Annotated in this window: 23 protein-coding genes; 9 read left to right on the top strand and 14 right to left on the bottom strand. The window is 66.9% G+C overall.

Annotated features, from left to right (window positions below):
• Positions 1–5 precede the first annotated feature (5 nt).
• The 4 genes from SOM26_RS07660 to SOM26_RS07645 are packed head-to-tail and all read right to left on the bottom strand — an operon-like array spanning position 6 to position 3,197.
• The gene (locus SOM26_RS07660) at positions 6–959 is read right to left on the bottom strand and encodes a FecR family protein (protein WP_320452127.1); all 954 of its coding nucleotides are present in this window, start codon (positions 957–959) and stop codon (positions 6–8) included.
• A complete protein-coding gene (locus SOM26_RS07655) occupies positions 956–1,507 on the bottom strand; it encodes an RNA polymerase sigma factor (RefSeq protein ID WP_320452126.1) in 552 nt (183 codons plus the stop codon). Before SOM26_RS07655 ends, SOM26_RS07660 begins: the two co-directional genes overlap by 4 nt.
• Before the next feature lie 15 nt (positions 1,508–1,522).
• Positions 1,523–2,323 carry a ChbG/HpnK family deacetylase gene (locus tag SOM26_RS07650; protein ID WP_320452125.1) on the bottom strand — a complete coding sequence of 267 codons (801 nt, stop codon included), beginning with the start codon at positions 2,321–2,323 and terminating at the stop codon, positions 1,523–1,525.
• The gene (locus tag SOM26_RS07645; protein WP_320452124.1) at positions 2,298–3,197 is read right to left on the bottom strand and encodes a glycosyltransferase family 2 protein; all 900 of its coding nucleotides are present in this window, start codon (positions 3,195–3,197) and stop codon (positions 2,298–2,300) included. The genes SOM26_RS07650 and SOM26_RS07645 overlap by 26 nt, the downstream gene beginning before the upstream one ends.
• A gap of 205 nt (positions 3,198–3,402) precedes the next feature.
• On the opposite strand from SOM26_RS07645, the gene SOM26_RS07640 reads away from it, so the two are divergent.
• The 3 genes from SOM26_RS07640 to SOM26_RS07630 all read left to right on the top strand — a co-directional run bounded on the left by SOM26_RS07640 (position 3,403) and on the right by SOM26_RS07630 (position 8,361).
• Complete coding sequence (locus SOM26_RS07640) at positions 3,403–4,908, top strand: ArnT family glycosyltransferase (RefSeq protein WP_320452123.1); 1,506 nt, start codon at positions 3,403–3,405, stop codon at positions 4,906–4,908.
• 85 nt (positions 4,909–4,993) lie between these two features.
• Positions 4,994–5,857 carry a glutathione-dependent disulfide-bond oxidoreductase gene (gene yghU, locus SOM26_RS07635; RefSeq protein ID WP_320452122.1) on the top strand — a complete coding sequence of 288 codons (864 nt, stop codon included), beginning with the start codon at positions 4,994–4,996 and terminating at the stop codon, positions 5,855–5,857.
• 110 nt (positions 5,858–5,967) lie between these two features.
• The gene (locus SOM26_RS07630; protein WP_320452121.1) at positions 5,968–8,361 is read left to right on the top strand and encodes a hypothetical protein; all 2,394 of its coding nucleotides are present in this window, start codon (positions 5,968–5,970) and stop codon (positions 8,359–8,361) included.
• Between the two features lie 63 nt (positions 8,362–8,424).
• Here the strand turns inward: SOM26_RS07630 and SOM26_RS07625 are convergent, their stop codons facing one another.
• Both SOM26_RS07625 and SOM26_RS07620 read right to left on the bottom strand, forming a co-directional pair.
• On the bottom strand, positions 8,425–9,204 hold the full coding sequence (locus SOM26_RS07625; RefSeq protein WP_320452120.1) for a glutathione S-transferase family protein: 780 nt from the start codon (positions 9,202–9,204) through the stop codon (positions 8,425–8,427).
• Complete coding sequence (locus SOM26_RS07620; protein ID WP_320452119.1) at positions 9,201–9,653, bottom strand: MarR family winged helix-turn-helix transcriptional regulator; 453 nt, start codon at positions 9,651–9,653, stop codon at positions 9,201–9,203. The genes SOM26_RS07625 and SOM26_RS07620 overlap by 4 nt, the downstream gene beginning before the upstream one ends.
• A 109-nt stretch (positions 9,654–9,762) precedes the next feature.
• Here SOM26_RS07620 and SOM26_RS07615 point away from each other — a divergent pair, with 109 nt between their 5' ends.
• Positions 9,763–10,188, top strand: a complete 426-nt coding sequence (locus SOM26_RS07615) for an organic hydroperoxide resistance protein (protein ID WP_320452118.1) — start codon at positions 9,763–9,765, stop codon at positions 10,186–10,188.
• 72 nt (positions 10,189–10,260) lie between these two features.
• Here SOM26_RS07615 and SOM26_RS07610 read toward each other — a convergent pair whose 3' ends face one another.
• Together SOM26_RS07610 and SOM26_RS07605 are read right to left on the bottom strand one after the other, a co-directional pair.
• The gene (locus tag SOM26_RS07610; RefSeq protein WP_320452117.1) at positions 10,261–11,283 is read right to left on the bottom strand and encodes a LacI family DNA-binding transcriptional regulator; all 1,023 of its coding nucleotides are present in this window, start codon (positions 11,281–11,283) and stop codon (positions 10,261–10,263) included.
• Positions 11,284–11,348: 65 nt separating this feature from the next.
• A complete protein-coding gene (locus tag SOM26_RS07605) occupies positions 11,349–13,913 on the bottom strand; it encodes a TonB-dependent receptor domain-containing protein (RefSeq protein ID WP_320452116.1) in 2,565 nt (854 codons plus the stop codon).
• 196 nt (positions 13,914–14,109) lie between these two features.
• Between SOM26_RS07605 and SOM26_RS07600 the strand changes: the two genes are divergently transcribed.
• Positions 14,110–15,624, top strand: a complete 1,515-nt coding sequence (locus SOM26_RS07600) for a tryptophan halogenase family protein (RefSeq protein ID WP_320452115.1) — start codon at positions 14,110–14,112, stop codon at positions 15,622–15,624.
• Between the two features lie 27 nt (positions 15,625–15,651).
• Here SOM26_RS07600 and SOM26_RS07595 read toward each other — a convergent pair whose 3' ends face one another.
• Positions 15,652–17,025 carry an FAD/NAD(P)-binding protein gene (locus tag SOM26_RS07595; protein WP_320452114.1) on the bottom strand — a complete coding sequence of 458 codons (1,374 nt, stop codon included), beginning with the start codon at positions 17,023–17,025 and terminating at the stop codon, positions 15,652–15,654.
• A gap of 165 nt (positions 17,026–17,190) precedes the next feature.
• On the opposite strand from SOM26_RS07595, the gene SOM26_RS07590 reads away from it, so the two are divergent.
• Positions 17,191–19,467, top strand: coding sequence for a S9 family peptidase (locus tag SOM26_RS07590; RefSeq protein WP_320452113.1), 2,277 nt, complete (start codon positions 17,191–17,193; stop codon positions 19,465–19,467).
• Between the two features lie 15 nt (positions 19,468–19,482).
• On the opposite strand, the gene SOM26_RS07585 is transcribed toward SOM26_RS07590, so the two are convergent.
• Positions 19,483–20,403: an acyl-CoA desaturase gene (locus tag SOM26_RS07585; RefSeq protein WP_320452112.1), complete on the bottom strand. Its 921-nt coding sequence runs from the start codon at positions 20,401–20,403 to the stop codon at positions 19,483–19,485.
• A gap of 84 nt (positions 20,404–20,487) precedes the next feature.
• On the opposite strand from SOM26_RS07585, the gene SOM26_RS07580 reads away from it, so the two are divergent.
• The 3 genes from SOM26_RS07580 (at position 20,488) to SOM26_RS07570 (ending at position 23,487) form a co-directional block, all read left to right on the top strand.
• Positions 20,488–20,805: a metalloregulator ArsR/SmtB family transcription factor gene (locus tag SOM26_RS07580; protein WP_320452111.1), complete on the top strand. Its 318-nt coding sequence runs from the start codon at positions 20,488–20,490 to the stop codon at positions 20,803–20,805.
• A 144-nt stretch (positions 20,806–20,949) separates the two neighbouring features.
• Entirely contained in the window at positions 20,950–22,317 is a 1,368-nt protein-coding gene (locus SOM26_RS07575; RefSeq protein WP_320452110.1) for an MFS transporter, read from the top strand.
• Between the two features lie 30 nt (positions 22,318–22,347).
• Positions 22,348–23,487 (top strand): glycoside hydrolase family 68 protein, encoded by a 1,140-nt coding sequence (locus SOM26_RS07570; protein ID WP_320452109.1) that lies wholly within the window; start codon positions 22,348–22,350, stop codon positions 23,485–23,487.
• 143 nt (positions 23,488–23,630) lie between these two features.
• Here SOM26_RS07570 and SOM26_RS07565 read toward each other — a convergent pair whose 3' ends face one another.
• From SOM26_RS07565 to SOM26_RS07550, 4 genes are all read right to left on the bottom strand, one after another.
• A complete protein-coding gene (locus tag SOM26_RS07565; protein ID WP_320452108.1) occupies positions 23,631–24,680 on the bottom strand; it encodes a LacI family DNA-binding transcriptional regulator in 1,050 nt (349 codons plus the stop codon).
• Between the two features lie 73 nt (positions 24,681–24,753).
• On the bottom strand, positions 24,754–25,209 hold the full coding sequence (locus SOM26_RS07560) for a hypothetical protein (protein ID WP_320452107.1): 456 nt from the start codon (positions 25,207–25,209) through the stop codon (positions 24,754–24,756).
• 108 nt (positions 25,210–25,317) lie between these two features.
• On the bottom strand, positions 25,318–26,247 hold the full coding sequence (locus tag SOM26_RS07555) for an electron transfer flavoprotein subunit alpha/FixB family protein (RefSeq protein ID WP_320452106.1): 930 nt from the start codon (positions 26,245–26,247) through the stop codon (positions 25,318–25,320).
• A partial coding sequence (locus tag SOM26_RS07550) for an electron transfer flavoprotein subunit beta/FixA family protein (protein WP_320452105.1) occupies positions 26,244–26,862 on the bottom strand: 619 nt, incomplete at its 5' end. The genes SOM26_RS07550 and SOM26_RS07555, both read right to left, overlap by 4 nt.

Genomic DNA, 26,862 nt, shown 5'->3' with positions numbered 1-26,862 from the left:
CGCGTTCAACGATCCTCGTTCGACGCCCGCAAAATCCATCTTCCACCGCTCTGGTGCCACTCCGCCCCGATCAACTTCGCGAGACGCGGAACGTCCTTATCCGCATCGCCCGTCACGCGGACCAGACCGGTGATGCTGCGATCGACCAGTGGCCCCTCCACCGCGAGGCGCATGCCATAAGCGGATTGCAGTCGCGCGGCAATCGTTCCCACCGTCTCGCCGTCCAGATCGAGATAGCCCTCGCGCCAGCCGCCCACCATCGCGGGATCGACCGAGACACGGGTCAGTTGGTGTCGCCCTTCGTCCAGGTGGATAGCCTGTCCGGCGGTCAGCGCGATCCGCTGTCCCAGCGGCGCCAGCGACACCGCGCCTTCGGCCACCGCGACGTCCAGCCGCTGACCCTGGCGGCGCACATCGAAGACCGTGCCCATGTCGCGAATGGAGACAGCCCCCGACTGCAACTCGAACGGCGCGGCGGGATCGTGGCGGACACGGAACAGCGCCTGCCCCTGCTCCAGCGTCGCGGTGCGCGTGTCGTTGCGGTCGTAACGCAGCCGCGACCCGCCCGACAGTTCGATCCGGGTGCCGTCGTTCAGCGCGATCTGGCGCGTCTCGCCCGGCCGGGTCTGTTCGATGCGGATGTCGGGGCGATAGCGCAGCGCGACAGGGCCAGCGACCAGCGCGACCGCTGCGGCCACGCCGCCCATCAGCCACCAGCGACCCCAACCGGCATTGTCGTTCGCGGCGGCAATTTCGACCTCGGCGATAGGCGCGGGCGTCGGGCCCTCCATCTCGACATGCTCCGGGGCGACCAGCAGCGCATCGGCCATCGCGACGGCGTCATAGGCACGGGCATGCGCCGGGCTGTCCTCCAGCCACGTCGCAAAGGCATCCCATTCGGCCGCGCTCATGTCGCGTTGCCGGATGTGCCAATCGATCGCCTGTTCCTCCAGCGTCACGCGCCCACGCTCCCTTCGTCTTCATGACGACGCCGTCGCTCCCGATCCGCACCCTCGGCTTCACGATTTTCCTGCAAAAATTGATAAGCGCGGCGCAGCAGCTTTTCGACCGCACTGACCGTGACCCCCATATGCTCGGCAATGGCGCGCTGCGGCTGTTCCTCGAAACGGAACAGGGTGAAGGCCTCGCGCATCCGATCGGGCATCTGCGCGATCAGGGCCTGCGCACGGGCCAGTTCGCTGCGGCCTAGCGCCACGCGTTCGGGATCGGCATATTCGCCCGAGATCGGCTGCACCTCTTCCCATGCGCCGTCACGCGCGCCGCGCCGGGCGGCGGCGACGCGCCGGTCGGTTGCCAGGTTGGTCGCCATGCGGCAGAGAAAGGGAATGGGCTGGTCGATCCGGCTCGCGTCCAGGTCGGCGACGCGCATCCACAGGTCCTGCAGCGCATCCTCGGCATCCTCCGCCGAGCCGAGCCGGGCGACCAGCAGGCGACGCAGCAACGGCCGCGCCTCCATGAACCGGCCTTCCAGACCCTCGCTACCCAATCGGCCGCCCTCGCGTCAGGCGGCGAAGGCCAGCCCGCTTTGCGCCGCCATGTCAGACACCGAAACCCCGCGCAAGACATCCGCCTCGTCGCGCCGCGCCGCCGCGATCGCATCGCCCGGCCGCCTGCCCGCACCCGGATGGCACATAACCAGATGGCGCGGCCCTGCCCGGTCGAAAAAGCGGGGCAACGCCTCGGCAAAGCGGCCGTCGAACCCGTAATGCCCGGCAAATCCGCGATTGCAGCGCAGGGATACCGCCTCCGCCGCACGGGTCAGCCCGCGCGAGTGATACGCACTGCCGATCGCCTTGCCGCGCCAGGGTCGGCCGAGTAGCGCGCTCACCCGGTCCTCACATGTGCGCAGCCAGGCGTCGGGGGCGCGACGGCGGGTGATCTCCAGCACGATGGGGCGGATACCGGGCAGCGCATGGGAATGCTGGTGACCGTCGACAAAGGCAGGCGGGCGGCCCATCGCATCCTCGAACCGTTCGAACTGCGCCTCGACCTCGCGCCGGATCTCTCCGGCATCCAGCTGTCCGCGCGCCGCCATGCGGGTCAGCGGATCGATGCCCGGCATCACCCCACCTTGCGTAAAACCGTTGGGCCGGATCGGCGCTTCTTCGGTCAGCGTCAGGTGCAGGCCGATCTGCACCGTGGCGTTCAGGTCGCGCAACATCGCACTGTCCTCGCGCCAGTTGGGGCGCAGCGTCATGCAACTCGTCGCGTTCAATTTGCCCGAGCGCAGCAGCTCGGCGATGACCAGACTGTCCTCGGTGGAAAAGGCGAAATCGTCAGCGCAAAGAATAAGCTGGTTCACCCACGACTCCCGCCAGATGCTGATAGGCCGTCTCGCGCATCCGCTCGGTGGTCAGACGCCGCGCCTTCAGCCGCCGCGCCAGGAAATCGTAGAAGAACCAGTCCCCCGCGAACGGCGCCGCCACGCTGTAGACCAGCCGCTCGGTCAGCGTCCAGCGGATCGACGGCCGATCCCGCTCGCGGTCGGAGGGCACGCACCAGAAACCATCGGCATAGGCCATCGTACCATGACGCATCACCCGGTGGATGACCTCATGATCCTCCAGCACGTAATTCCAGCGGCGCGGATCGAAACCGCCCGCCGCCTTCAGCGCCTCGGTGCGAAAGGCCTGCCCCGCGCCACCCGCATGGCATTGCCGCGGCAGGACGCGCCCCGCCAGCCGGATCGCGGCAGACTCGCGCCGACGCTCCGCCTCGCCGTCCTGCGGGCCGATGAAATAGGCCCCCGCCACGACGCAGCCGGGCTTTTCCAGAAGCGCCTGCGCCTGCGCCAAGTAATCGGCGGGATAATGGGTGTCTGCGTCGCAGGTCGCGACGAAGCGGGTGTGGACATGCGCCAGCCCCAGGTGCAGCGCGTTGATCTTCCCCGGCTTTCCCTGGTGCAGGAGGATGTGGTCCAGCCCCAGCCGCTCGCACGTCTCGGTCGCGATGCGCGCGCTGGCGTCCAGCGAACCATTGTCGACCAGGACAAGCCGGAACCGCACCGTCTGTGCCGCCAGCCCCTCCAGCGTTGCGGCCAGATGCGTCTCTTCGTTGAAGAACGGCACGACGACGGTCCAGCACGGCGCAAGATAGCCGCCCCCCTGATCCGTCTTTCCCGCCCCGGTACAGGCATTGGCGTTCCGCCAGGCCGCGCCCTCCGCATCAAGCAGCATATCGATTCCCGCCCACTGGACTTCACAACCCCCGTTGTCGAAGCCCCCGGAAATGGCGGTGCCAAAGCGCCGATCGCCGGGGGTTCATGGGTAGGACGTTGCCGATCGCGGATAACCGCACATGCCCGCGAACTTTTTTTCGACCTCGCTGGAACCATGTCGATTTTCTTTGCCCGCCCCTGAGCGCGGTGACATGGGGCGATCCGTGACGACCGCCCGCCCCGCTCCGCCCCCCGGCCCTCGTACATGGCCGATCCTGGACCGGCCGATGGGGGCCGCCCTGCTTCTGCTGGCCTTTGCGGTGCTGACCCGGATGCGGGATTTCGGCAATCCGGTCGCGCATGTCGACGAGCAATATTATCTGCTGGTCGGCGACCGGCTGCTGCACGGCGCGCGCCTGTACATCGATCTGTGGGATCGCAAGCCGCCGGGGCTGTTCCTGCTGTTCGCCGGGTTCCGCCTGCTGCCCGGCGACGGGTTCCTGGCCTATCAGCTGGTCGGCACCGCATGCACGGCGGCGACGGGCTGGCTGATCTGGTTCGCGGCACGACGCATGGGACTGGGTTTTCCGGCCGGCTTGGCGGCGGGCGGTGCGTATATCCTGTGGTTGCCGCTGCTGAGCGGAGGCAGCGGCCAGTCGCCGGTCTTCTACAATCTGGCGATGACCGCAGCGGCGGTCCTGACCCTGGAGTTGCCGCGCCGCGCCGCCGAACGGGCGGTGGGGGCCATCGTGCTCAGTGGACTGGCGGCGTGCCTGCTGGCGGGCATCGCGATCCAGATCAAATACACCCCGCTGGTCGAGGGGGCGTTCTTCGGGCTGGCGCATCTCTGGTATCTGTGGCGGGCGCGGGCGAGGATCGGCGTCGTCCTGATCGCCGTGCTCGGCTGGATGGCGATGGGACTCTTGCCGACGGTCGCGGTCGTCGCCTGGTTTTGGGCCAGCGCACCGGCGACGTTCGATGCCTTCTGGTTCGCCAATTTCACCTCGATCACGCTGCGGCGCGGCTATCCCGCCGCCAAGATCGTCGGGCGGCTGGCGGGGATCGGCGGACAGTTGCTGCCGCTGATCGCCTGCGCGGTCTATGCCGGGATCAAGGGGCCGAGGCATGAGGGCCTGGTACTGACCCGCATCTGGCTGGGCTTCGCACTCGTCGCCTTCGCGATGATCGGCGCGTTTTTCGACCATTATGCGCTGCCGCTGGTCGCCCCGCTGGCGCTGGCCGCCGCACCCGCCTTTGCGATGCGCTGGCGAGCGGTGGTCGCGGTCTTTGTGATCGGGGCAGGACTGTTCGTCTTCCATGCCGCGACCAACGCCCCGAGCGAAGGCCAAGGCATCCGCCGGATGGCGCGGGTCATGGCGGCGGTCGATGGCGACGAATGTCCGTATGTCTTTGCGGGGGACTCCAGCCTTTATCACCTGTCGGGCGACTGCATACCCACGCCCTATGCCTTCCCCTCCTCGCTCGCCTATGAGGCCGAGCGCGGGGCGATCGGCATCGACGAAGCGGCCGAGGTGGCCCGCATTCTGGCCCGCCGCCCGCCCGCGATCGTCACGCTGGACGATCCCTTCTCGCCCTGGAACGCTGCGACGCAAGCGCAGATGGTGACGGCGCTGGCACGCGATTATCGCCTGGTCCTGGCGGTCCCGCGCGAGGGACGGCGCGAGCTGTTGTACGTGCGCCGCGACCGGCCCGTTCCGCCCTTGCGATAAAAGCACGACCGGGTCTGGTTTGCCCGGTTGTTTTGGGCTGGCCCCCGCCCCATTTGCGGCCCGAACCGCGATGGAGCGACATGCCATGAGTGACGACGCCTATACCCCGCCCGCCATCTGGACCTGGGAAAAGGAAAATGGCGGCCAGTTCGCCTCGATCAACCGCCCCATCGCCGGGCCGACCCACGACAAGGAGCTGCCGGTCGGCCAGCATCCGCTCCAGCTCTATTCGATGGGGACGCCCAACGGGGTGAAGGTCACCATCCTGCTCGAGGAACTACTGGCCGCCGGGCACAAGGACGCCGAATATGACGCCTGGCTGATCCGCATTTCGGAAGGCGACCAGTTCGGCAGCGGCTTCGTCGCGATCAATCCCAACTCGAAGATCCCCGCGCTGGTCGACCGGCGCGGGGCCGAGCCGCTGGCGATCTTCGAGTCCGGCGCGATCATGACCCATCTGGCCGAAAGCTTCGGCGCCTTCCTGCCGACCGAGCCCGCCGCACGGGCGCGCGTGATGTCCTGGCTGTTCTGGCAGATGGGCAGCGCCCCCTTTCTCGGCGGCGGCTTCGGCCATTTCTATGCCTATGCGCCGGTGAAGATCGAATATGCCATCAACCGCTATGCGATGGAGGCCAAGCGTCAGCTCGACGTGCTGAACCGCCAGCTTGCGGACAATGCCTATGTCGCGGGCGACGAATACAGCATCGCCGACATGGCGATCTGGTCCTGGTATGGGCAGCTGGTGCTGGGCGATCTCTACAAGGCCGCCGAGTTCCTGCAGGTCGGCGAATATACCCACGTCCTGCGCTGGGCCCGTGAAATCGCCGAGCGCCCGGCGGTGAAGCGCGGGCGGATGGTCAACCGGACGATCGGCGATCCGTCCGAACAGTTGCCCGAACGCCACGACGCCAGCGACTTCGACCTGCGGACCGCCGACAAGCTGGGATAACCCTGCCCATTCCTCCCCATCGAACATGGGGAGGAATGAAAGGTGACGACTGCATGTCATTTGTCTCGAGCGGGTTGATCCCACCGCCCGACTTCGCCTTAAGTCGAACCATGCTCCCCCGCTTCCTCCTATCTCGCCCGTTGCTGGCGCTCGCGCTCGCCGCCGCCACCTTGGTCGAAAGCCCGCTCTGCGCCGCCGATCCCGCCCCCTTCGACCTGCCCGGTCCCGGCCTGCGGATCAGCGTCACGCGCGGCGACCGGACGCTGCCGATCGCCGAGGTGCCGAACCTGGCCACGGGCGATACCCTGACCATCGAGGCGGACCTGCCCAGCGACCAGCGGGCGCGCTACATCCTGTTCTCGGCCTTCCTCAGCGGTGCGACCAATCCGCCGCCCAAGAACTGGGTCCAGTCGGCCGACACCTGGAAACCCAAGGACAAGGATCGCCGCCTGACCCTGACGGTGCCCAAGGGCGCACGCCAGATGGCGCTGTTCCTGGTGCCCGACACGCGCGGTGCATCGGACACCATCGTCGATGCGGTGCGCGACCGGCCGGGCGAGTTCGTCCGCGCCGTACAGGACCTGAACCAGGCCTCGCTCGATCGGTCGCGCCTCAACGCCTTCGTCGCGGCGATCCGCGCGCAGGAGAACAGCCACCCCGAATTCCTGCGCACCCTGGCCCCCGCCTTGTCGAACAGCCTGGCGATCAAGCTGAACGCCGACTGCCTGGCGCGCGTCATCGAGTTGCAGGCCGCGTGCCTGCTGGAAAATCGCGACTCGCTGGTGCTGGCGGACATTCACAGCAGTTCGATGACCGACACGCTGATCGGTGCGCCGACCGACCTGGCGCTTCAGCTCAGCTATACGCGCGAGGCGGGGCTGGGCTATTACAGCCCCTATATCGGCGTCATCCGCGATATCGCCCGGGTGTTCGGTGCGTTCGGCAATCCGCAATTCGGCTATCTGCCGACCCTCGCCACGCGCGAAGGAGAACGGATGTCGCTGCTGCTCAACGCCGCGCCTTCCTTTGCCAAGCCCAAGTCGGTGCTGGTCGCCGCCATGCCCGCCATCGACGCGCCCAGCCCGCCGCGGTTGCGCGTGACCGGCGATGCACCCCTGTGCGGCGCGCGTCCCGGCCTGGTCCTGCCGGTGGAGGGCGCGCCGCTGATCTATTCGACGGGTTTCGCGCGCAACATGATGGTGTCGATCACCGGCGTCGACGGCAAGACGATCGACCTGCCGGTCCGCGCCCGCGCCGATCGCGGCGGCTATGTCCTGACTGAACCGCTGCCGACCGGCGCATTGTCCGGCAAGGTCTCGGCCAAGCTGCACGGCCAATGGGGCTTCGACACGTTCGAGGGGCCCAGCTTCACGCTCCAATTCCCCGGCCGTGGCGACTGGCGGCTGGTCGATGCGGGGCAGAGCCTGGTCGTCGGTCGCGACAACGGCCTGGCCCTTAGCGGCCCTGCGGCCGCGTGCGTGACCGGCGTCACGATGCGGATGGGCAATGGCGCGGCCCAGGCCGTGCCCTTCACGCTGGGCGGCGCGGACCGGATCATCGCCACGCTGCCGCTGAAGGGCCTGCGCGCGGGCGACGTCACGCTGGAGGTGCAGCAGATCGGCGACGCGACCCCCAACACGCTGACGGTCCGTGCCTATTCGCCCGCGAGCAGGATCGACACGGTGACGCTGGCCAAGGGCGACCGCTTCGTCACGCTGACCGGCCAGCGGCTGGACGAGATCGCCGGGATCGAGATCGGCGATGTCCACCTCACCCCCGCCGACCTGACGCGTGACGGCGATACCGACCGGCTGGTCGCCGCCGCCGGGCAAAATCGCCTGCCCGATGGGACGATCGCCCGGATCAAGCTGAGCGACGGGCGCACCCTGTCGGTGCCGATCACCGCCGCCCCGCCGCGCCCCGCCGCCATGCTGATCGCGCGCAGCCTGTCGCCCAAGGACGCCGCCGCAGCGGTCGCGCTCGCGACGCGGGACGAAACCGTGTTGCCCGACAATGCCCGGCTGACCTTCTCCCTGCGCGCGCCCGATGGAGCCCGCCTGACCCCGGCCGATGCGATCGAGGTCGCCACGGCCGACGGCGGCGCGTCTGTCACGCTGGAGGGCGGGCGCGACGTACGCCTGTCTTCGCCCGAGGTCGCGGTGGCGACGCTCGACCCGGCGCGGCTGGGTCCGGCGGCGGCGGGCGCGTTGCGCTATCGGATCGTGCGGGGGAACATCAAGGGCGACTGGGCTCCGCTCGCCACGTTGGTCCGGCTGCCGCGTATCGATGGCGGGGGGTGCGAGGCGGCCGGGTGCTGGATCGCGGGGCGCGACCTGTTCCTGATCGACCGTGTCGCCGCAACGGCGGACATGGCGGGCGCGATCACGGTTCCGGCGGGTTTCACGGGCGCGCGGTTGACGGTTCCGGCGGCCAAGGACGGGTCGCTATATCTGGCGCTGCGCGACGCGCCCGGCGTGGTGTTCACGATGGCGGACAAGCGGTAGTCGGTGTCCGCCGGCCTTCGACTTCGTTCAGTTTGGACGGAGCGCGGAAGGCTGGTGCCCCCCTCACCCCGGCCAGCTGAACCGGATCGTGTCCTCGCGAAGACCGTCTTGCACGATGGGCATCCCGCCCGAACGGATCATCCATTCCAGCCGGTGATCGCGATACTCACGACGCCGACCGCCGCTACGATAATGGTCCGCCGCGCTCGCCATATGGGCGGTCGCCGCATCGAACTCGGCAAAGGTTTCCGCCACGGCGGGACGTGCCGCGACACGGGCGTGCCACAGCGCCAGCGGCGATCCCTCCGCCGGGCCCAGACCGTAATGGACCGAGCGATTGACCATCGGCGCAACCGCCGCATCGGCGCGTCCGAACGTCTCGCCGCCGAACCACTGTGCGTCGCCCAGATGCCGGGCCAGCCAGTCCTGCAGCACCCGCGTATCGGTCGCCGCGACATGGCGCAGGTCGTCGGCCAAGGCCCCCTCGGCCCGGCGGAACCACAGGATTTCGCCGAAGCCCCAGTTGACCGCCTCATACTGGCTATCCGCAATCTCCTCGATCTCGCGCTGGCGGGCGCGTGCCATCGGATCGCGCGGCATCAGCGGCGTCTCCGGCCAGCGCTCGTCGAGATAGTCGAGGATGATGGTGGAATCGAAGATCGGCCGCCCCTCGACGATCAGCACCGGCACCTCGGTCCGGGGATTGGCGGCGGCGAAGTCGGTATCCTGCCGCCCGGTCCCGAAATCCTCCGGCAGCACGCAGGCAAAGGCGATACCCTTTTCACGCAATGCGATCTTCACCTTCTGCCCATAGGAGGACAGTGGATGATCGTAGAGGATCACGCCGCGCCGCCTTGATCGGGGCCCTGGTCCAATACCCGGCGCAGCCCGCGTATGTCGTCGCGGATACCGCACAGCCGCTCGACGGTCATGCCCGAACGCGCAGTGACCTCTTCGGCCAGGCATCCGCACTGGTTGCGCAATTCATCGCCGGTGGGGGTCAGCCGCACACGCACCTGCCGCTCGTCCTGAGGATCGCGTTCGCGCACGACCATGCCGCTCGCTTCCAGTCGCTTGACCAGCGGGGTCACCGTGCTCGACTCGAGGCCCAGACGCTGGGCAATCGCGCCGATCGTGCGTCCATCCTCTTCCCACAAGGCCAGCAGCGCCAGATATTGCGGATAGGTCAGGCCCAGTCGATCGAGCATGGGCTTGTACGTGCGTTGCATCGCCATGTTCGCCGAATACAAGGCAAAGCACAGCTGTTCGTCGAGCGGCCAAGGGGCCGACATCCGCCATCTCCCGTAATGCACAAATGCATATCGCGATAAAAGAACCGCTGGACAAGCCCGATCGACATATCCATATATGTATCGCGATAAATGTTATCGGAGAAACAGTGTGACGATCGACGTAAAGTATGAAACCCAGGCGCGGGCCACCGGCGGTCGCGACGGTCATGCCAGCACGGCGGACGGGACCCTCGACGTCAAGCTGTCCACCCCCCGCGAACTCGGCGGTGCGGGCGGCGACGGCACCAATCCCGAGCAGCTGTTCGCGGCCGGATATTCGGCGTGCTTCATCGGCGCGCTGAAGGTTGCGGGCCAGCAGCTGAAGGTAAAGATTCCCGACGATGTGGCCGTCTCGGCCAAGGTCGGCATCGGTCCGCGTGCGGCGGGTGGTTTCGGCATCACCGCCGACCTCACCGTTGATCTTCCGGGTATCGAGCGGGGTGAGGCCGAAAAGCTGGTCGAAGCCGCGCATCAGATCTGCCCGTATTCGAACGCCACGCGTGGCAATGTGGATGTCGGCCTGACGCTGGCCTGACATCTGCCAAGAACTCCCTGAAACCTTCACGGCGCGGTCGATCTTCCCTAAGACCGCGCCGACTTTTTATGGTCAGGCGGAATCGCGCACGATCAGGCGCGGCGGCATTTCCAGCCCCGGCGCCGGCCGCCCCTCCAGCCGGTCGAACAAGGCCGCGACCATTGCCCTGGCCCCCGCCTCCAGATCTTGTCGGATCGTGGTCAGGCGCGGAATGGCCCGCTCGGCCAGCGGCAGATCGTCGAAACCCGTGACCGCGACATCCCCCGGCACCGACACCCCGCCCGCGACCAGTTCGGCCATGGTGGCAAGCGCGATCATGTCCGAGGCCGCGGCGATGCCGTCTATCCCCTCCCCCGCCGCGCGCAGCCGCGCCAGATTGCCCGCGATCTGGTCGGGCATCAGTTCGGGGGCCAGCGCCACGTCGAGTTGATGCGGTGCGGGCAAGCCGGCATCGGCCAGCGCATCGCACAGTCCCGCATGGCGCTGCGCCAGTTCCAGCGTGCGGATCTCGCCCATGAAGGCGATGCGACGGCGGCCCGTCGCGATCAGATGCTCACCCGCCAGCCGCCCGCCCAGCCGGTTGTCGACGCCGACCGCGCAGTGGCGCTGGCCGGGCATGGTGCTGCCCCAGACGACGAGCGGCATATAGGTCTCGGCGACCGCCTCGATCACCGGAAGCTGGTTCGACTGGCCGATCAGCAGCACGCCGTCGACCATCCCCGACCGTGTGATCCGCGACAGCCAGTCGTCGTCGTCCGGGATGATCCGCGACAGCATCACGTCATGGTCGCGTGCCGCCAGTTCGTCGGCGAGATGACCGAGCAGGGTCATGAAGAAGGGGTCGGACAGGCGCTGCCGCCGTTCATGGCCCAGCGGGATGGCGACGCCGATCACACCGGTGCGCTGGGCGCGCAGGCGGCGGGCCATCTGGTTGATCTGGAAATTATGCTCGGCGGCCAGGGCCTCGATCCGCTGGCGCGTCTCGGCATTGACGACGCTCTTGCCCGCCAGCGCGCGGCTGACGGTGCCGGGCGATACGCCGGCCAGCCGGGCAATGTCCTTCAGGGTGCGGGCGGGTGGGGCCGGATCGATCATGGCCAGCCTCCTGAACGAAAAATGGGGCGGATGCCAAGTCGGCACCCGCCCCAGGGAGAGATCGATCAGAAGCGGTAGCGGACCGAAGCCGTCACCGTGCGCCCATAGAGCGCGGTATTGTTGAACACGCCTTGCGTCGACGACAGGATCGGGAAGATGCCGCCGCCGCCACGGAAGCCCAGCTTGTCGAAGATGTTGTTGGCGTTCAGGCCCAGCTCCAGCTTGTCCATCGGCCGCACGGTGATGAAGCCGTTGAAGAAGGTCGAGCCCTTGATCGTGTAGAGGTTGAAGTCGTCCGACTTGGTGCTGGTCTGGCCGTTCATGCTGACGCCGAAGGCCACCGGACCGGCATCATAGGACGGCGATACCACGAACAGGAAGTCGGGCAGGCCGCCGGGCTTCTTGCCGACCAGCTGCGGCGTCGCGCTGCTGGTGATCTTCGAATTCGCATAGGTCGCGTCGACCGACAGGTGGAAGTCACCATAGGTCACGCGGCTGCTGAACTCGATACCGTAGGAGCGATAGCCGTTCGAGATGTTCGGATTGTTGTTCGGCGCCGGGTTGTTGATCCGGGTGAAGTCGTAGTTGTTCTCGGTCAGGGTCGAGTGGAAGCCCGTGACTTCGACCGAGTAGGACGCACCCCCCAGGCCGCCGCGCTGCTTCAGGCCGATTTCCTGCTGGTTGAGGAAGTTGACCGAGGTCGCCTGCCCCTGTGCGTTCAGCGAGCCGTCCGCGTTGAAATTGCCCGACAGGACACGGCGGTCGGCGTTAAAGCGGCCGCCACGGCTGGCGCGGGCGAAGACGCTGGTGCTGCTGTCAAAGGCGTAGAGCGCGCCGACCGACCAGCTGAAATAGCCATCGGTATAGTTGATCTTCTCCACGCTCGGGCTGAGCACCAGTGAGGGGATCAGCGCCGAACCCAGCGCATCCGTCACGCGGGTCGTGGGACCTGCGACGCCGCCCTGCGCGGTACCCTCGCCATGGACGCTGTCGTAACGGACCGAGGCGTCGAGGTTCAGGCCGCCGACTTCATAGCCCGCCTGCAGGAAGGGTGCGACGTCGGTATAGGTCAGGTCGACACGACGCGCGCAGCAGCTGCCCCAATTGTCGTTGAACCCGGCCTGGCCAGCGGCGGTCAGCTGCGTCCCCGTGGTCGAGAACAGGTCGAGCGGCGCGGCATTCTCGCCGTTCAGCTCGCTATACTGGCGGTTGACGTGCCAGTCCTGAACGATGTTCTGCCGCATCACGAACAGACCGGCGGTCACCCGCGCCTTGCCCGGCCCGACGTCGAACTTGCCGTTCAGCGACAGGTTGTTGGCGAAGTTGTCCATGTTCTTCATGAACACGTTGATGTTCGGATTGTTGTTGATGTACGCGCCGGTGAACAACTGGCCCGTGTTCGGACCCGCCGCATAGCGGATCGAACCGACAGTCTGGCCGTTGACGCAAGATCCGATCAGACCATTTGCCCCCGGCGAGTTGGTAGCGCACGAAACACCAGCTACCGTATTCTGCCTGGTCTGGACGTTGATGAACTGGGTCGTAAAGTTGCCGCTGATCCACTGGTAACGCATCGTGTCGTCCAGCGAGATATTGTCGGTGATGTCGTAATGGACCTGGCCGCTGATGCCGGTGACGCGCGGGTGGATGCCCTGCACCTCGGCCGACTTCACGCCGCCATTGTCATAGTCCAGATACTGGAAGTTGCGGTTGTAGATCGTATAGGCCGAACCCGAACGCCCGTCGAAATTGGGCAGCGGGGTGAAGCCGGTCACGCGGTCGCCGTCCAGCGTGGCGAGCGTCGGCGTGGTGGTGTTGGTCGGTGCCTGCTCGTCCAGCCGCTTGAAGTACAGGCGGATGAAGCCGCGATTGTCGGCCAGGTCGCGGGTGATGTTCGCCTTGATCTGATAACCGCGCAGGATGTTGAAATTCTCGTTGGTATAGCCGCCGCCGTTGCGCGCATATCCGCCGACATGGAAGCGGGTGCTCTCGTCGATCGGGCCGCCATAGTCGAAGTCGACACGATGCTCGCGGAAGCCCAGGCCGTTGGAATAGGCGATCTGGCCGCCCTGCACGTCGCCGGTCTTGCTGATGAAATTGATGACCGCGCCCGGCGCCTGGCTGGCGAAGGTCGAGGCCGAACCGCCGCGCACCGCCTCGACCGTCTTGATGTTCTGGTCGAAGCGCAGCCAATAGTCGTTGTTGCCGAAGTTGATGTCGCCGAACAGGACGTCGGGCAGGCCGTCTTCCTGCAGCGAGACATATTCCGAACCACCGGTCGACACCGGAATGCCGCGCACGCCGATATTGGCGTTACCGCCGGGGCCCGCGGTGTCGCTGGGCTGAAGGCCGGGGATGTTGCGCAGGATTTCCGCGGTCGAACGGGGCGTGAAGTTCTGGATCGCCTCCTGGCTGACCTGCGAGACCGAGATCGAGCTGCGGAAGCGCGACCGCTCGCCGCTGGTCGCGGTGACGACGATGTCTTCGCTGGACACGCCGGCATCGGGGGTCGCACCCTCCTGAGTCGCCGGGGTGGGAGCCTGCGCCGTCTGTGCAAAGGCCGGTGCGCTGATCAGCGCCACTGCCAAGGCAGCCATCGATCCGCAGGAACGCAGAACGTTCGTCGTCATAACCCTCTCCTGATTCGTCCCGCTGTCCGGGATGCCGTGTATTTTGGGTATCACACTCGCAATCGTTTGCAAAGCACCATTGCAAACCATTGCAAAGAATTTTACCTTTCTGTGATCGAGAAAGCACAGCGGCGCGGGCCCTATCGACCGGCTAAGAATGTGCGGGGCCGCGCGTGCCCAGAGGAGAGAGATGGCGATGACGACCCCTTCCCCCGATGCGATTCGCTCGGTCGTGATCGTCGGTGGCGGCACGGCGGGATGGATGACGGCCGCGGCACTTGCCCATGCCAGTCCGCGAGGGCTTTCGATCACGCTGGTCGAATCGGATGCCATCGGCACGGTCGGCGTCGGCGAGGCGACGATCCCGCCCATCCGCCTGTTCAACCAGACGCTGGGCATCGACGAGGCCGAGTTCCTGCGCGAGACGAAGGGCAGCTTCAAGCTAGGTATCGAATTCGTCGGCTGGGGACGCGAGGGGCATCGTTATTTCCACCCCTTCGGCACGCACGGCAAATCCTTCGATCTGGTGGCGGTGCATCAGCATTGGCTGGCGGCGGGCGGGCCGGACAGCGGCGTCGCGTTCGATGACCTGTCCATGGCCTGGGGCGCGGGCCAGCGCGGGCGGTTCGCCGCGCCGATGGCCGATCCGCGCAGCGTCGCCTCGACCTTCGACTATGCCTATCATTTCGATGCCGGGCTCTATGCCCAGTTCCTGCGGCGCTATGCCGAGGCGCGCGGCGTGGCGCGGGTCGAAGGCAGAATTGCGGGCCACGCTTTGGAGGACGTTCGCGGTCATGTCGCCTCGGTCATGCTGGACGATGGCCGGGTGCTGGCGGGCGACCTGTTCGTCGACTGTTCGGGCTTTCGCGGGTTGTTGATCGAGGAGGCGCTGGGCACCGGTTATGAGGACTGGACGCACTGGCTGCCCTGCGACCGCGCGGTCGCGGTGCCGTGCGAGACCGGCGGCGACGGCCTGACGCCCTATACCCGCTCGACCGCCCGCGAAGCGGGGTGGCAGTGGCGCATCCCGCTCCAGCACCGGACGGGCAATGGCTATGTCTATTGCAGCCGCCACCTGTCGGACGATCAGGCTGCGGCGACGCTGATGGCGAATCTGGACGGGCGGGCGCTGGGCGATCCGCGTTTCCTGCGCTTCACCACCGGGCGGCGCAGACTGATGTGGAACCGCAACGTCGTGGCGATCGGCCTGTCGAGCGGGTTCATGGAGCCGCTGGAGTCGACCAGCATCCACCTGATCCAGACGGGCATCGCCAAGCTGCTCGCCTATTTCCCCACCCAAGCCTTCTCACCCACGGCGATCGAGGAATATAACCGCGTCGCGATCACCGAATATGAGCGGATCCGCGACTTCCTGATCCTGCACTATAAGCTGACCGAGCGGAGCGATGCGCCATTGTGGCGCGAATGTGCGGCGATGCCGATCCCCGACACGCTGGCGATGAAGATCGCGCATTTCCGCGAGAGCGGTCGGCTGGTCGCGCGCGACATGGACCTGTTCGGCCCGGCCAGCTGGGCGGCGGTGCATCTGGGGCAGTTCAACATGCCCCAGGGACTGGACCCGCTGCTGGCTTACGGCGACCCCGTGCAGAGCCGGGGCTTCGTGGGCAAGCTGGCGGACGCGATCGGACAGATGGCGGAATCCATGCCGAGCCATGCGGATTGGTTGAAGAAGATCGGGGCGATGGCCTGACTCCTCCCCCGCAAGGGGGAGGAACGGTCAGAGCCCCTCGCCGCCGACCCATTGCGCGTGCGCCAGCCGCCGCGCCAATTCCCAATTCTGTTGCCGCAAGTCCGGCACCGCGACCACCTCCCAAAGCCCGCCGCGCGTCATCGGGCCGATGCAGTAGAGGCGGTCGTCCACCCCGCCATCCGCCGCGACGACATGGCTCTGCGCATCGACCTCCAACCCGATGCGCAAGGCATCGGGGCGGATCATCCCGGCGTCCAGCAGATGGCGGATCAACGGTTCGCGTGAACGGAGCAGGTCGCCCTGCGGCCCGGTGCAGTTGACGATCCGCGCGACCTTCAGCGTCTCGACCGCCTCGGCCCCGCGCGGGCGCCAGTGGACGACCGCGCCCTGGCCCTGCGGTTCGACCCGCACCAACTTGCCGCCCGTGATCGCCAGCCGCCCCGCCGCCATCAGCGCCTCGACCCGATCGGCGACCGAGGGGGCCAGACGATGACGATGCACGTCCCAATAGGGTCGTACATGGCGCAGGAAGCGTGCCCGCGTCGCGCCGTCCGCCGCGCCCCACATCATCTGCGTCACCGGGCGCAACGCATCGACCGCGCCGCGCCACCCCTGCTCCTGCGCGGCGCATCGCACGTGCCGGACCAAGGTGGACAGGCTGGCGGCGGGCCGTTCGCGCAAGGGCGTGACCGGCGGCGCATCGGCATGGCGGCGCGGCAGCAGCCCCCGCCTGGACATCGCGATGGTCCGCCCGCCAAAGCCGCTCGCATCCAGCAGCAGCGCCGCATCGATCGCGGTCAGCCCGCTGCCGACCAGCAGCACCTGGTCATCATCGCCCAGTCCCTCGGCGATATCGCCAGCCCAGGGGTCCTCGCGGTAACAGCCCTCGGCCAGGGTGGCCGGGTCGATACCGGGCGGCGTGTGCGGCGGCAGATTGCCCAGCGCCAGCACCACCGCATCGGCGGTCAGCGCGGCCCCATCGCTTCCCTCCTCCGCCATGCGCAGACGATAGCCCGGCCCGTCGCGATCCAGCCCGATGACCTCGCCCTTCGCCAGGCTCAGCCGCGCCGGGTTCGCCGCGATCGTCTCCATCAACAGGTCGCGCAGATAGTCGCCGTAAACCCGGCGCGGCACGAAGGTCTTGGCATCCCCCGCCCCGCGCGAGACCAGCCAGCGGACGAAATGATCGGGATCGTCGCGCAGCGCGCTCATATTGCCCGCACGGACGTTCAGCAGATGGTCGGCATGGGCCGCGCTATAGGCGACACCGCGTGCCAGCTGGTTGGCGCGCCGTTCGATCAGCGTGGCGCGGGGCCCGTCATGGCGAACCAGATTGATCGCCAGCAGCGTGCCCGCAAAGCCGCCCCCGATGATCGCGACATGCTCGATACCCGCCGTCATCCGCCAGTCGTCCTTTCCCGATCGCCTGAGCGCCTTCCTTAGTCGCATCGGAAACGATCGCCACGAAGATTTCAGTATACGATTTTTGGAGACATGGTTAGGCTGGCTGTTTCCAATCAGGGAGTGAATGGGTCGATGCGGTCGTGCTGGCGGATTTCCGGGCTTTTGGTTTCCCTGTCCTCGATCGCGCTGGCGACGCCGCTGACGGCGCAGACGCCCGTGCCGCTGCCTCCCGCCGAAACCGCCGCCGGCACCCCGTCCGCCGCGCCCACCGGCGCCCTGTCGGTCGAAGGCATTTTCGGCCGGGGCGCGGTGCGTACCGAGTCCGTCCGCTCCAGCCGCTGGAGCAAGGACGGCGAGAGCTATCTCGCGCTGGAGACCGCAGCCAAGGGCGGGCAGGATATCGTCCGCTATCGCATCGCCGATGGCCAGCGCCAGGTCGTGGCCGCCGCCGCCGACCTGATCCCGGCAGGGGCCAGCGCGCCGATCAACATCGACAGCTATGAATGGTCGCCCGACGACAAGTGGCTGCTGATCCAGACCAACGGCCAGCGTTTCCGCCGCACCAACGCACTATCCGACTATTGGCTGTACGACGTGGCCAATCGCCGCCTGCACAAGGTCGGGCCGGACGCCGCGCCCTCGACCCTGCTCTATGCCACCGTCTCCCCAGACAGCAGCCGCATCGCCTATGTCCGCGCCAACAACATCTATGTCGAGCCGATCGCGGGCGGTGCGCCCGTCGCCCTGACCAAGGACGGCGACGATTATGTCGTCAACGGCCTGGCCGACTGGGTGTATGAGGAAGAATTCGGCGTTCACCGCGCCTTCGAGTGGAGCCCGGACTCCCGGCGCATCGCCTTCCTGCGCTTCGACACGAAGGGCGTCGGCACGTTCGACATGATCAAGAACACCGGCGGCCAGTACTCGCAGGTGATCCCGCTGCAATATCCCAAGGCGGGGACGACCAACTCGGCGGTGACGACCGGCGTGATCGACGTCGCCGATGGCGCGACCCGCTGGTTCAAGCTGGCGGGCGATCCGCGCCAGAACTATGTGCCGCAGATCAGCTGGGCGGGCGGATCGGATGCGCTGTTCATCCAGCAGTCCAACCGGCTCCAGAACAGCTACAACGTCCTGCTCGGCGATCCGGCGACCGGCGCGGTCAAGCCGATCATGGTCGAGCGGGACGCCGCCTGGGTCGAGGCCAATGTCGCGCCCGAATGGCTGAACGGCGGGCGCAGCTTTACCTGGCTGTCCGAGCGCGACGGCTGGCGGCACCTCTACACCGTCGACCGAGCGACCGGTCGCGCGACCCTGCGCACGCCGGGCAAGTTCGACGTGGTCGAGCTGCTCAACGTCGATGAAAAGGCGGGCTATGCCTGGTTCATCGCCTCGCCCGACAATCCGACCCAGCGCTATCTCTATCGCACCACCCTGTCGGGCACGCCCAAGGTCGAGCGGCTGACGCCTGCGAACCAGCCGGGCACCCACAGCTACGACATCGCGCCGGGCGAGCATTGGGCGCTGCACACCGTCTCGCGCTTCGATGCGCCGCCGGTCACGGACATGCTCGACATGACCCGTCAGCAGCCGCTGCGCACGCTGGCCGCCAATGCGCCGCTGGCCAAGGTGATCAAGGACACCGGCCTGCCTGCGACCGAGTTCTTCCGTGTCGATATCGGCGGCGGCACGCAGCTGGACGGCTGGCTGATCAAGCCGCCGGGCTTCGATCCCGCCAAGCGCTATCCGATCCTCTATTTCGTCTATGGCGAACCCTGGGGCCAGACGGTCGCGGACCGCTGGGCCGGGTCGCAGGGGCTGTGGCACCGGATGCTGGCGCAAAAGGGCTATCTGGTCGCCAGCCTCGATCCCCGCGGCACCGCCACCCCGCGCGGCCATGACTGGCGCAAGAGCATCTATCGCCAGGTCGGCATCCTGGCCTCCGCCGACTATGCGGCGGGCGTGCGCAAGATGCTGGCCACCCGCCCCTATATCGACCCCGCCCGGATCGGCATCTGGGGCTGGAGCGGCGGCGGCGCGATGACCCAGAACGCGCTGTTCCGCTATCCCGACCTCTACAAGACCGGCATCGCGGTGGCGGGGCCGACCGACATGAAGCTTTACGACACCATCTATCAGGAACGGTATATGGGTCTGCCGCAGGACAATGTGGAAGGGTATAAGAACGGCTCGCCCATCACCTTCGCCGACCGGCTGAAGGGCAATCTGCTGCTGATCCACGGGACGCTGGACGACAATGTCCATTACCAGAACCAAGATCAGCTGGTCGACCGCCTGATCCACTTCAACAAGCCGTTCACGATGATGGCCTATCCCGACCGAAGCCACGGCATCTACGAAGGCGAGAATACCAGCATCCACCTCTATTCGCTGATGACCCGCTATCTGGAGACGAACCTGCCGCCCGGCGGGCGGTGAGCGAGGTTCACGATCCTATCCCAACGCATCGCCCTGTTTCACCACCCGGTGCAGGCCTTCGCGTGGAGCCAACATCGCCGGTTCCTTGAGATCGTGGACGAGCCCCATGCGACGCAGGGCGATCAGCACCCACCATCCCGGATCATGCTGGCCCGGCTCGATACCCAAGCGGGCAGAGTCGGGCCAGGCATGGTGGTTGCCGTGCCACGCCTCGCCAAAGGTGATCAGCGCGGCGGCGGGCAGGTCATGCCCCTGCACCGGGACATCGTCTACGGTCCAACCCTGAGGACCCCGGCGATGGGTGACATGGCCGACCAGCCAGTGCCCCGTCACGCCGATCGCCACCCGCACGGGCACGCCCCAGACCAGCCACGGCATGCCGCCGATCCAGAAGAACAACAACGCCCAGGGAAGCTGCTGCGCCATCCAGTTCCGCTCCAGCCACATCAGGAACCGGTCGTCGCACAGGCGAGCCTCCGGCTCGAAACGTGGCGGATGCGTCAGGTCGAGGCGGCAATGCATCTGCCACCAGGCGTCACGGAGGAGTGGTGCACGGTGCGCATGCAGGTCGTGGCACGCGACCTGCCGCTGCGCCCAGTCGCGGGTATCGTGGAGCCGTACCATGCCCAGTGGCCCTGCCATGCCGACCAGCGTGCCCAGATAGACCAGCACCCGCTCCAACCAGAGCGGTGCGGTGAAACTACGATGGATGAGCAACCGGTGAAGCCCGATCGAATGCCCCAGACACAGCGTGACCGCCGACGTCATCAGCCACAGCGCCACCGCTCCCGGCGTCATGTATAACGGCGCCAGGACCAGCGCCGATCCGGTCATGCCGATCGTCCATAGGGAGCGGATCGGTGCCCATCGTACCTGCCCCCGCCGTGCGTCGCTGTCCGGCAAGGCGATCATGCGTGCAGTCGAACGGACAGTCATACGACACTCCTTATACAATTAGGTATATTCCTAAATACCGAATGGCGTTTGTCAACGGTTAGCGAATTGCCTAAATGTCCCCGCATGCAACGCGTATTCGAGGCCCTCGCCAATCCGGCCCGCCGCCGTATCCTGGCCTATCTGGCCCATGCCGAGTTGAGTGCGGGCGACATCGCCTCGCGCTTCGACATGGCCAAGCCCTCCATTTCGCAGCATCTGTCGATCCTGGAAGCAGCGGGCCTCGTCACCAGCGAGAAGCGCGGCCAGTTCGTCTTCTATCGGCTGGTGCCGGAAAGCCTGACCAACGCGCTGAACGGCTTCGTCCAGGAAGTCTGTCCGGTGGCGCGCCCATTGAAGCGGGAAAGTGCTGCCTTGGCCCGCAAGGATGACGACAAGCCCTAAACGTTTCTAAAATTGCCGTTCCACGGCTCGTCGTTTATCGTTGCAATCGTTTGTTGCAATCTATGATCCGGCGCGGCATGATGGCCCCGACGCGGCAAGCCAGCGATAGACTACAGGCCCACCCCCGCGTGCGAGAGGACCCGCATGACCCCGTCCAACCCCGCCGCCGGAACCGGAACGCCGTTCAAGCCGCGTCTGTCGCTGACCCGCATCCTGGAAATGAATCTGGGCTTTCTGGGCCTGCAGTTCAGCTTCGGGCTGCAACAGGGCAACATGGCGCCGATCTACAGCTATCTAGGCGCGTCCGAGGCGCAGATCCCGCTGTTGCAGATGGCCGGGCCGATGACGGGCCTTTTGATCCAGCCGCTGATCGGCGCGATGAGCGACCGGACGGACAGCCGCTGGGGGCGGCGCACGCCCTATTTCCTGATCGGCGCGGTACTGTGCGCGCTGGGCCTGTTCTTCATGCCGCTCAGTTCGTCGCTGCTGATGGCGGTGTCGCTGCTCTGGATCCTGGATGCGGGCAACAACATCACCATGGAGCCGTACCGCGCCTATGTCTCCGACCGGCTGGACGGGTCGCAGCACAATGTCGGCTTCCTGACGCAGAGCGCATTTACCGGTCTGGCGCAGATGCTCGCCTTCCTCACGCCCTCCATCCTGGTCTGGGCGGGGATGAACCCGGATTGGGTGGACGGGCACAATATTCCCTATACTGCGCGCGTCGTCTTCATGATCGGTGCGGTCCTGTCCTTCGTCACCATCGTCTGGTCGATCCGGCGGGTCCCCGAACTGCCCCTGATGCCCGAGGAGCGCGCGCGTATCGCCGCTGCGCCGAAGGGCATCGGCGCCACCTTGAAGGAGATTGGCGACGCGATCCGCGACATGCCGTTGCCCATGCGCAAGCTGGCGCTGATGAGCCTGTTCCAATGGTATGCGATGATGGCCTATTGGAACTACGTCATCTACGCGATCGGCCGCTCGGTGTACGGCACGGCGGATGCGACCTCGTCGGGTTTCCACGCGGCGGTGCTGACCAATGGCGAGGTGGCGGCCTTCTATAACGGCGTCGCCTTCGTCGCGGCCTTTGCGATGGTGCCGCTCGCCAAGCGGATCGGCGCGGCGCCGCTCCACGCCGCCTGCCTGGTCATCACCGGGATCGGCATGATGGTGATGCCGCACATGACCAGCAAGGCGATGCTGTTCCTGCCCGCGATCGGTATCGGCCTGGGCTGGGCGAGCATGATGGGCAACCCCTATGTCATCCTGGCGGGCTCGATCCCGCCGGAGCGGACCGGCGTCTATATGGGCATCTTCAACATGATGATCGTCATCCCGATGCTGATCTTCGGCGTGACGCTGCCGCTATTCTACCAGAGCTGGCTGGGCGGCGATCCGCGCAACGTGCTGACGCTCTGCGGCGTGCTGATGCTGCTGGCCGCCGTCTCGGTCTATACGGTTCGCGCCCGCAATGCGCAGGGGCTGCCGCTCGGTGCCGCCCCGCAAGCCTGATCCCCTTTACCCGATTGTCCCTGAGGTATCATGACCGACGTTCCTGCCCCTTGGCCCAACCCTGCCCATTGGTCCGCCGAAGCGCTGGCCGGGATCGCCGCGCAGACCGATGCGCGCCTGCCGGTCTTTACCGCCGCCGACGTCGTGCCGATCCTGCCCGATCATGATCTCTGGGACATGTGGCAGATCGCCTATGCCGATGGCCGCACCGCCTTTCTCGGCGGGCGGAGCTGGTGGTTCTTCCTGGCGACGCCGCGCCTCTCCGATCCCGAGATGCGACATGACGAAGCGCGCATCCGCCTGACCAGCTATGGCGCGGATGGCTGGCGCGATCATGGCGTGACCTTTTCCGACGGCTTCACGCCGGGTAGCCGCGAATGGTCGGGCTCGGCCGTGCTGGGCGAGGACGACACGACGCTGACCATGTTTTTCACCGCCTCCGGGCGGCGCGGACAGCCCCGCACCTTCGAGCAGCGCCTGTTCGAGACGCAAGGACGCTTCATCGTCGAGGGCGAGGACGCACGTACCGAAGGCTGGAGCGAACCGGTCGAAAGCGTCGCGGCGGACGGCCATCATTATATCGTCGCCAATCAGGCCGAGCCGGAAAATGGCGGCATCAAGGGCTTTCGCGATCCCGGCTATTTCCGTGATCCTATGGACGGCGCGGAGTATCTGCTGTTCGTCGGCTCGGCGGGCTGGGTGAAACAGGATATCGACGGCGTCGTCGGTGTCGCGAAGCGCGAAGGCGACCGCTGGACTATCCAGCCGCCGCTGATCGAGTCCCTTGGCGTCAACAGCGAACTGGAGCGCCCGCACATCATCGTTCGCGACGGCCGTTATTATTGTTTCTGGTCGACTCAGGGGAAGCGCTTCGCTCCGGGCCTGGGCGCGCCGACCGGACTATATGCGATGGTCTCAGATCGCTTCGCGGGGCCGTGGCGGCCGGTCAATGGCACCGGGCTGGTCGCGGGCAACCCGGTGGACGAGCCGACCCAGGCCTATTGCTGGTGGGTGACGGGCGAAGGCGATGTCACCAGCTTCGTCGATTACTGGGGCATGGCGGGCCGCGACGCGAGCGATGACGTATCCCTGCGCCGCGAGCGTTTCGGCGGGACCGCCGCGCCGTGGTTCAGACTGGCGTTCGACGGCGACCGGGTGACGATCGCCTGAACTATTCCTCCCCTACAAGGGGAGGTGGCAGGCCAAAGGCCTGACGGAGGGGTGCCACCCGTTGCGAAGCTTCCCACGCTCGCAACCGGCGTTCCCCTCCTCCATGCTTTACTGGTCCCACGTCTTGCCGGGGAGGAATGGGCTCAGGCCGTTTCGCGCACCATCAGTTCGGGGTCGAGCACCACCGACCCCGCCTCGCCCCCGCCGATCCGGGCGAAGAGCGCATCGACCATCGCCTGCGCGCCGGCCGCGATATCCTGGCGGATGGTGGTGATGCGCGGCACCGCCTGCGCGGCGAGCGGCAGGTCGTCATAGCCGATGACCGGCAGCGTGTCGGGCACTGCGATGGCCCGGTCGGCGAGCACGCGCACCGCGGTCATCGCGATCATGTCCGACGCGGCGACGATCCCGTCGATCGGCAAGACGCCCCCGCCCTGCGCGACCAGTGCATCGATATGGGCGGCGATCTCCTGCTCCATCTCGTCGGAGGCGAGATGGGTGGGAAGCTGTACCGGCCCGCCGTCCATCCCCGCCTCCGCCATGGCGCGCGCGACGCCGTCATGCCGCTGACGGATTTCGGGCGCGCCGATATCACCCAGAAAGGCGATGTGGCGGCATCCGCGCCCGATCAGGTGGCGCCCGGCCAGGTAACCGCCCTTCGCATTGTCGGTGCCGACTGCGGCATGGACCTGATCGGGCAGCGTCACGCCCCAGGCGACGAGCGGGCGATAGCGGCTGGCGACGCGTTCGATCGCCTCATACTGGTTGGACTGGCCGATCAGCAGCACGCCGTCGACCATGCCGCTGTCGACCACCCGGTCCAGCCAGTCGGCGGCGTCCGGGATCACGCGCGACAGCATCACGTCATAGCCGTTCTCGGTCAGCGCATCGGCCAGATGCCCCAGCATCGTCATGAAGAATGGGTCCGACAAGTGCTGGCGGCGATCATGGCCCAGCGGCACGACGATGCCGATCACGCCGGTGCGCCGGGTGCGCAGGCGGCTGGCCATCTGATTGGGGCGAAAGCCGTGCAGGTCGGCCAGCGCCTGGATACGCGTGCGCGTCTCGGTATTGACCAGCGCCTTGCCCGCCAGGGCCCGCGACACGGTGCCGGGCGATACCCCCGCCATCTCCGCCAGATCCGCGATCGTCCGTATGCGGCGACCGCCCCCTCCCGTGATATTGTCTGTCATGAGCGAATGCTAACCAAAGCATCGCGGCGCTAACAAGCAGCCATCGAATTTTGCAGGGTTTTTCTCACATAGATCAGCGATATTCGGCGCTGACGTCCATTTTCAGGCCATGTAGCGCTATCACCCGCGCGCCCTGACATAGCGGGGCACCGACGATCCGCATCCAGCTCGACCCGCCCGGCGTCCGGATATGCGCATCGACGGTAAAGCCGCGACGGTGCCGGATCGCATAGGCGCGAAGCCGCTCGACCGCCGACAGGGACTCGGATCGATACAGGCGCAGCACGCCGTCCCGATCCAGCGGCCGGTCGCGCCGCCAGTCGAACAGGTCGTAAACGCCCGTCGACCAGCTCAGCCGGTTACAGGTCAGATCGCAGGACCAGCGCCCGATACCCTGCGCGGCCAGCGCCGCGTCCTGGGTCCCGGCCAGGATCAGGTCGGGTGCGTCGAGACACCCCAGGTCGAAACGCAGGCCGCGTTCGAACAGGGGCCAACTATGGTTCAACGCCAGAGGCTCTGCAGGCTTCATTCCGCACTCCACGACAATATGGGAATGCTACACCACAGAGCCTAAGTCGGGTTTAACGTCGCAGGCGGAGCGGTCTCCCTTCCCCACCGGAGAGGGAAGACCCTGTCTTTACACCTTGCTGGTCAGCTCCGGCACGACGGTGAACAGGTCGCCGACCAGGCCGATATCGGCGACCTGGAAGATGGGCGCATCCTCATCCTTGTTGATCGCGACGATGACCTTGGAGTCCTTCATCCCCGCCAGATGCTGAATCGCGCCCGAGATACCGACCGCGACATAGACTTCCGGAGCCACGATCTTGCCGGTCTGCCCGACTTGATAGTCGTTGGGGGCATAACCCGCATCGACCGCCGCGCGGGACGCACCAACGGCGGCGCCCAGCTTGTCGGCGAGCGGGTCGATCAGCGCGTGGAACTGCTCCTCCGAGCCCAGCGCGCGACCACCCGAGACGATGATCTTGGCGCTGGTCAGCTCGGGCCGGGCGTTCTCGGCCTTTTCCGCACCGACGAAGCGCGATTTGGCCGCGTCGCCGGTGGTCGCCACCGCCTCGACCGTACCCGCGCCACCCTCGGCCGCTGCCTTTTCGAAGGCGGTGGTGCGGACCGTCAGGACCAGCTTCTTGTCGCTGGTCTTCACCGTGGCAATCGCGTTGCCCGCATAGATCGGCCGGGTGAAGCTGTCCGGTCCCTCGACCGACAATATGTCGCTGATCTGCATCACGTCGATGAGGGCTGCGACACGCGGCGCAATGTTCTTGCCCGTGGTGGTCGACGGCGCGAGGAAAGCGTCGTGATGGCCCATCAGCTCGGCGACCAGTGGCGCGACATTCTCGGCCAGTGCGTTCGCATAGGCCGCGTCGTCGGCGACATGGACCTTGCCGACCCCTGCGATCTTCGCGGCGGCCTGCGCGACGCCGTCGACACCCTGACCCGCGACGATCAGGTGCACCTCGCCCAGCTTCGACGCCGCCGTGACGGTCGCCAGCGTGGCATCCTTGACGGCCCCGCCGTCATGCTCGACCCATACCAGCGTCTTCACTTGGCCACTCCCAGTGCTTTCAGTTTCTCGACCAGCTCGTCCACCGAGCCGACCTTGACGCCTGCCTGTCGCTTGCCGGGCTCGGCGACATGGGTGATCGTCAGGCGCGGTGCGACGTCGACGCCGTAATCGGCGGCGGCCTTGGTCGCCATCGGCTTGGACTTGGCCTTCATGATGTTGGGCAGCGACGCATAGCGCGGCTCGTTCAGGCGCAGGTCGGTCGTCACGATCGCGGGCAGCGTGAGCGCCACCGTCTCCAGACCGCCATCGACCTCACGGGTGACGTTGGCGCTCTGTCCGTCGATCTCGACCTTCGACGCGAAGGTCCCCTGCGCCCAGCCGAGCAGACCGGCGAGCATTTGGCCGGTCTGGTTGTTGTCGCCGTCGATCGCCTGCTTGCCGAGGATCACCAGGCCGGGCTGTTCCTCCTCGACCACCTTGGCGAGCAGCTTGGCGACGCCGAGCGGTTCGACCGGCTGGTCGGCGGTGATCAGCACCGCCCGGTCCGCGCCCATCGCGAGTGCGGTGCGCAGCGTGTCCGCCGCCTTGGGCTCGCCGATCGAGACGACGACCACTTCCGTGGCCGCGCCCTTTTCCTTCAGCCGGATCGCCTCT

It is taken from the genome of Sphingomonas sp. CFBP8993 (assembly GCF_034044895.1).
Taxonomy (GTDB): domain Bacteria; phylum Pseudomonadota; class Alphaproteobacteria; order Sphingomonadales; family Sphingomonadaceae; genus Sphingomonas.
The sequence above is the reverse complement of the archived record's forward strand: the minus strand, read 5'-3'. Positions and strand labels throughout refer to the sequence as shown.

What these genes read in the sequence shown, in the direction of transcription:
- SOM26_RS07575 (WP_320452110.1), top strand. Translation starts at nt 20,950, where the DNA reads ATGACCCCGTCCAACCCCGCCGCCGGAACCGGAACGCCGTTCAAGCCG.
- SOM26_RS07595 (WP_320452114.1), bottom strand. Translation starts at nt 17,025, where the DNA reads ATGACGGCGGGTATCGAGCATGTCGCGATCATCGGGGGCGGCTTTGCG.
- SOM26_RS07620 (WP_320452119.1), bottom strand. Translation starts at nt 9,653, where the DNA reads ATGTCGGCCCCTTGGCCGCTCGACGAACAGCTGTGCTTTGCCTTGTAT.
- SOM26_RS07560 (WP_320452107.1), bottom strand. Translation starts at nt 25,209, where the DNA reads ATGAAGCCTGCAGAGCCTCTGGCGTTGAACCATAGTTGGCCCCTGTTC.
- SOM26_RS07610 (WP_320452117.1), bottom strand. Translation starts at nt 11,283, where the DNA reads ATGATCGATCCGGCCCCACCCGCCCGCACCCTGAAGGACATTGCCCGG.
- SOM26_RS07630 (WP_320452121.1), top strand. Translation starts at nt 5,968, where the DNA reads ATGCTCCCCCGCTTCCTCCTATCTCGCCCGTTGCTGGCGCTCGCGCTC.
- SOM26_RS07570 (WP_320452109.1), top strand. Translation starts at nt 22,348, where the DNA reads ATGACCGACGTTCCTGCCCCTTGGCCCAACCCTGCCCATTGGTCCGCC.
- SOM26_RS07600 (WP_320452115.1), top strand. Translation starts at nt 14,110, where the DNA reads ATGACGACCCCTTCCCCCGATGCGATTCGCTCGGTCGTGATCGTCGGT.
- SOM26_RS07565 (WP_320452108.1), bottom strand. Translation starts at nt 24,680, where the DNA reads ATGACAGACAATATCACGGGAGGGGGCGGTCGCCGCATACGGACGATC.
- SOM26_RS07605 (WP_320452116.1), bottom strand. Translation starts at nt 13,913, where the DNA reads ATGACGACGAACGTTCTGCGTTCCTGCGGATCGATGGCTGCCTTGGCA.
- SOM26_RS07645 (WP_320452124.1), bottom strand. Translation starts at nt 3,197, where the DNA reads ATGCTGCTTGATGCGGAGGGCGCGGCCTGGCGGAACGCCAATGCCTGT.
- yghU (WP_320452122.1), top strand. Translation starts at nt 4,994, where the DNA reads ATGAGTGACGACGCCTATACCCCGCCCGCCATCTGGACCTGGGAAAAG.
- SOM26_RS07585 (WP_320452112.1), bottom strand. Translation starts at nt 20,403, where the DNA reads ATGACTGTCCGTTCGACTGCACGCATGATCGCCTTGCCGGACAGCGAC.
- SOM26_RS07580 (WP_320452111.1), top strand. Translation starts at nt 20,488, where the DNA reads ATGCAACGCGTATTCGAGGCCCTCGCCAATCCGGCCCGCCGCCGTATC.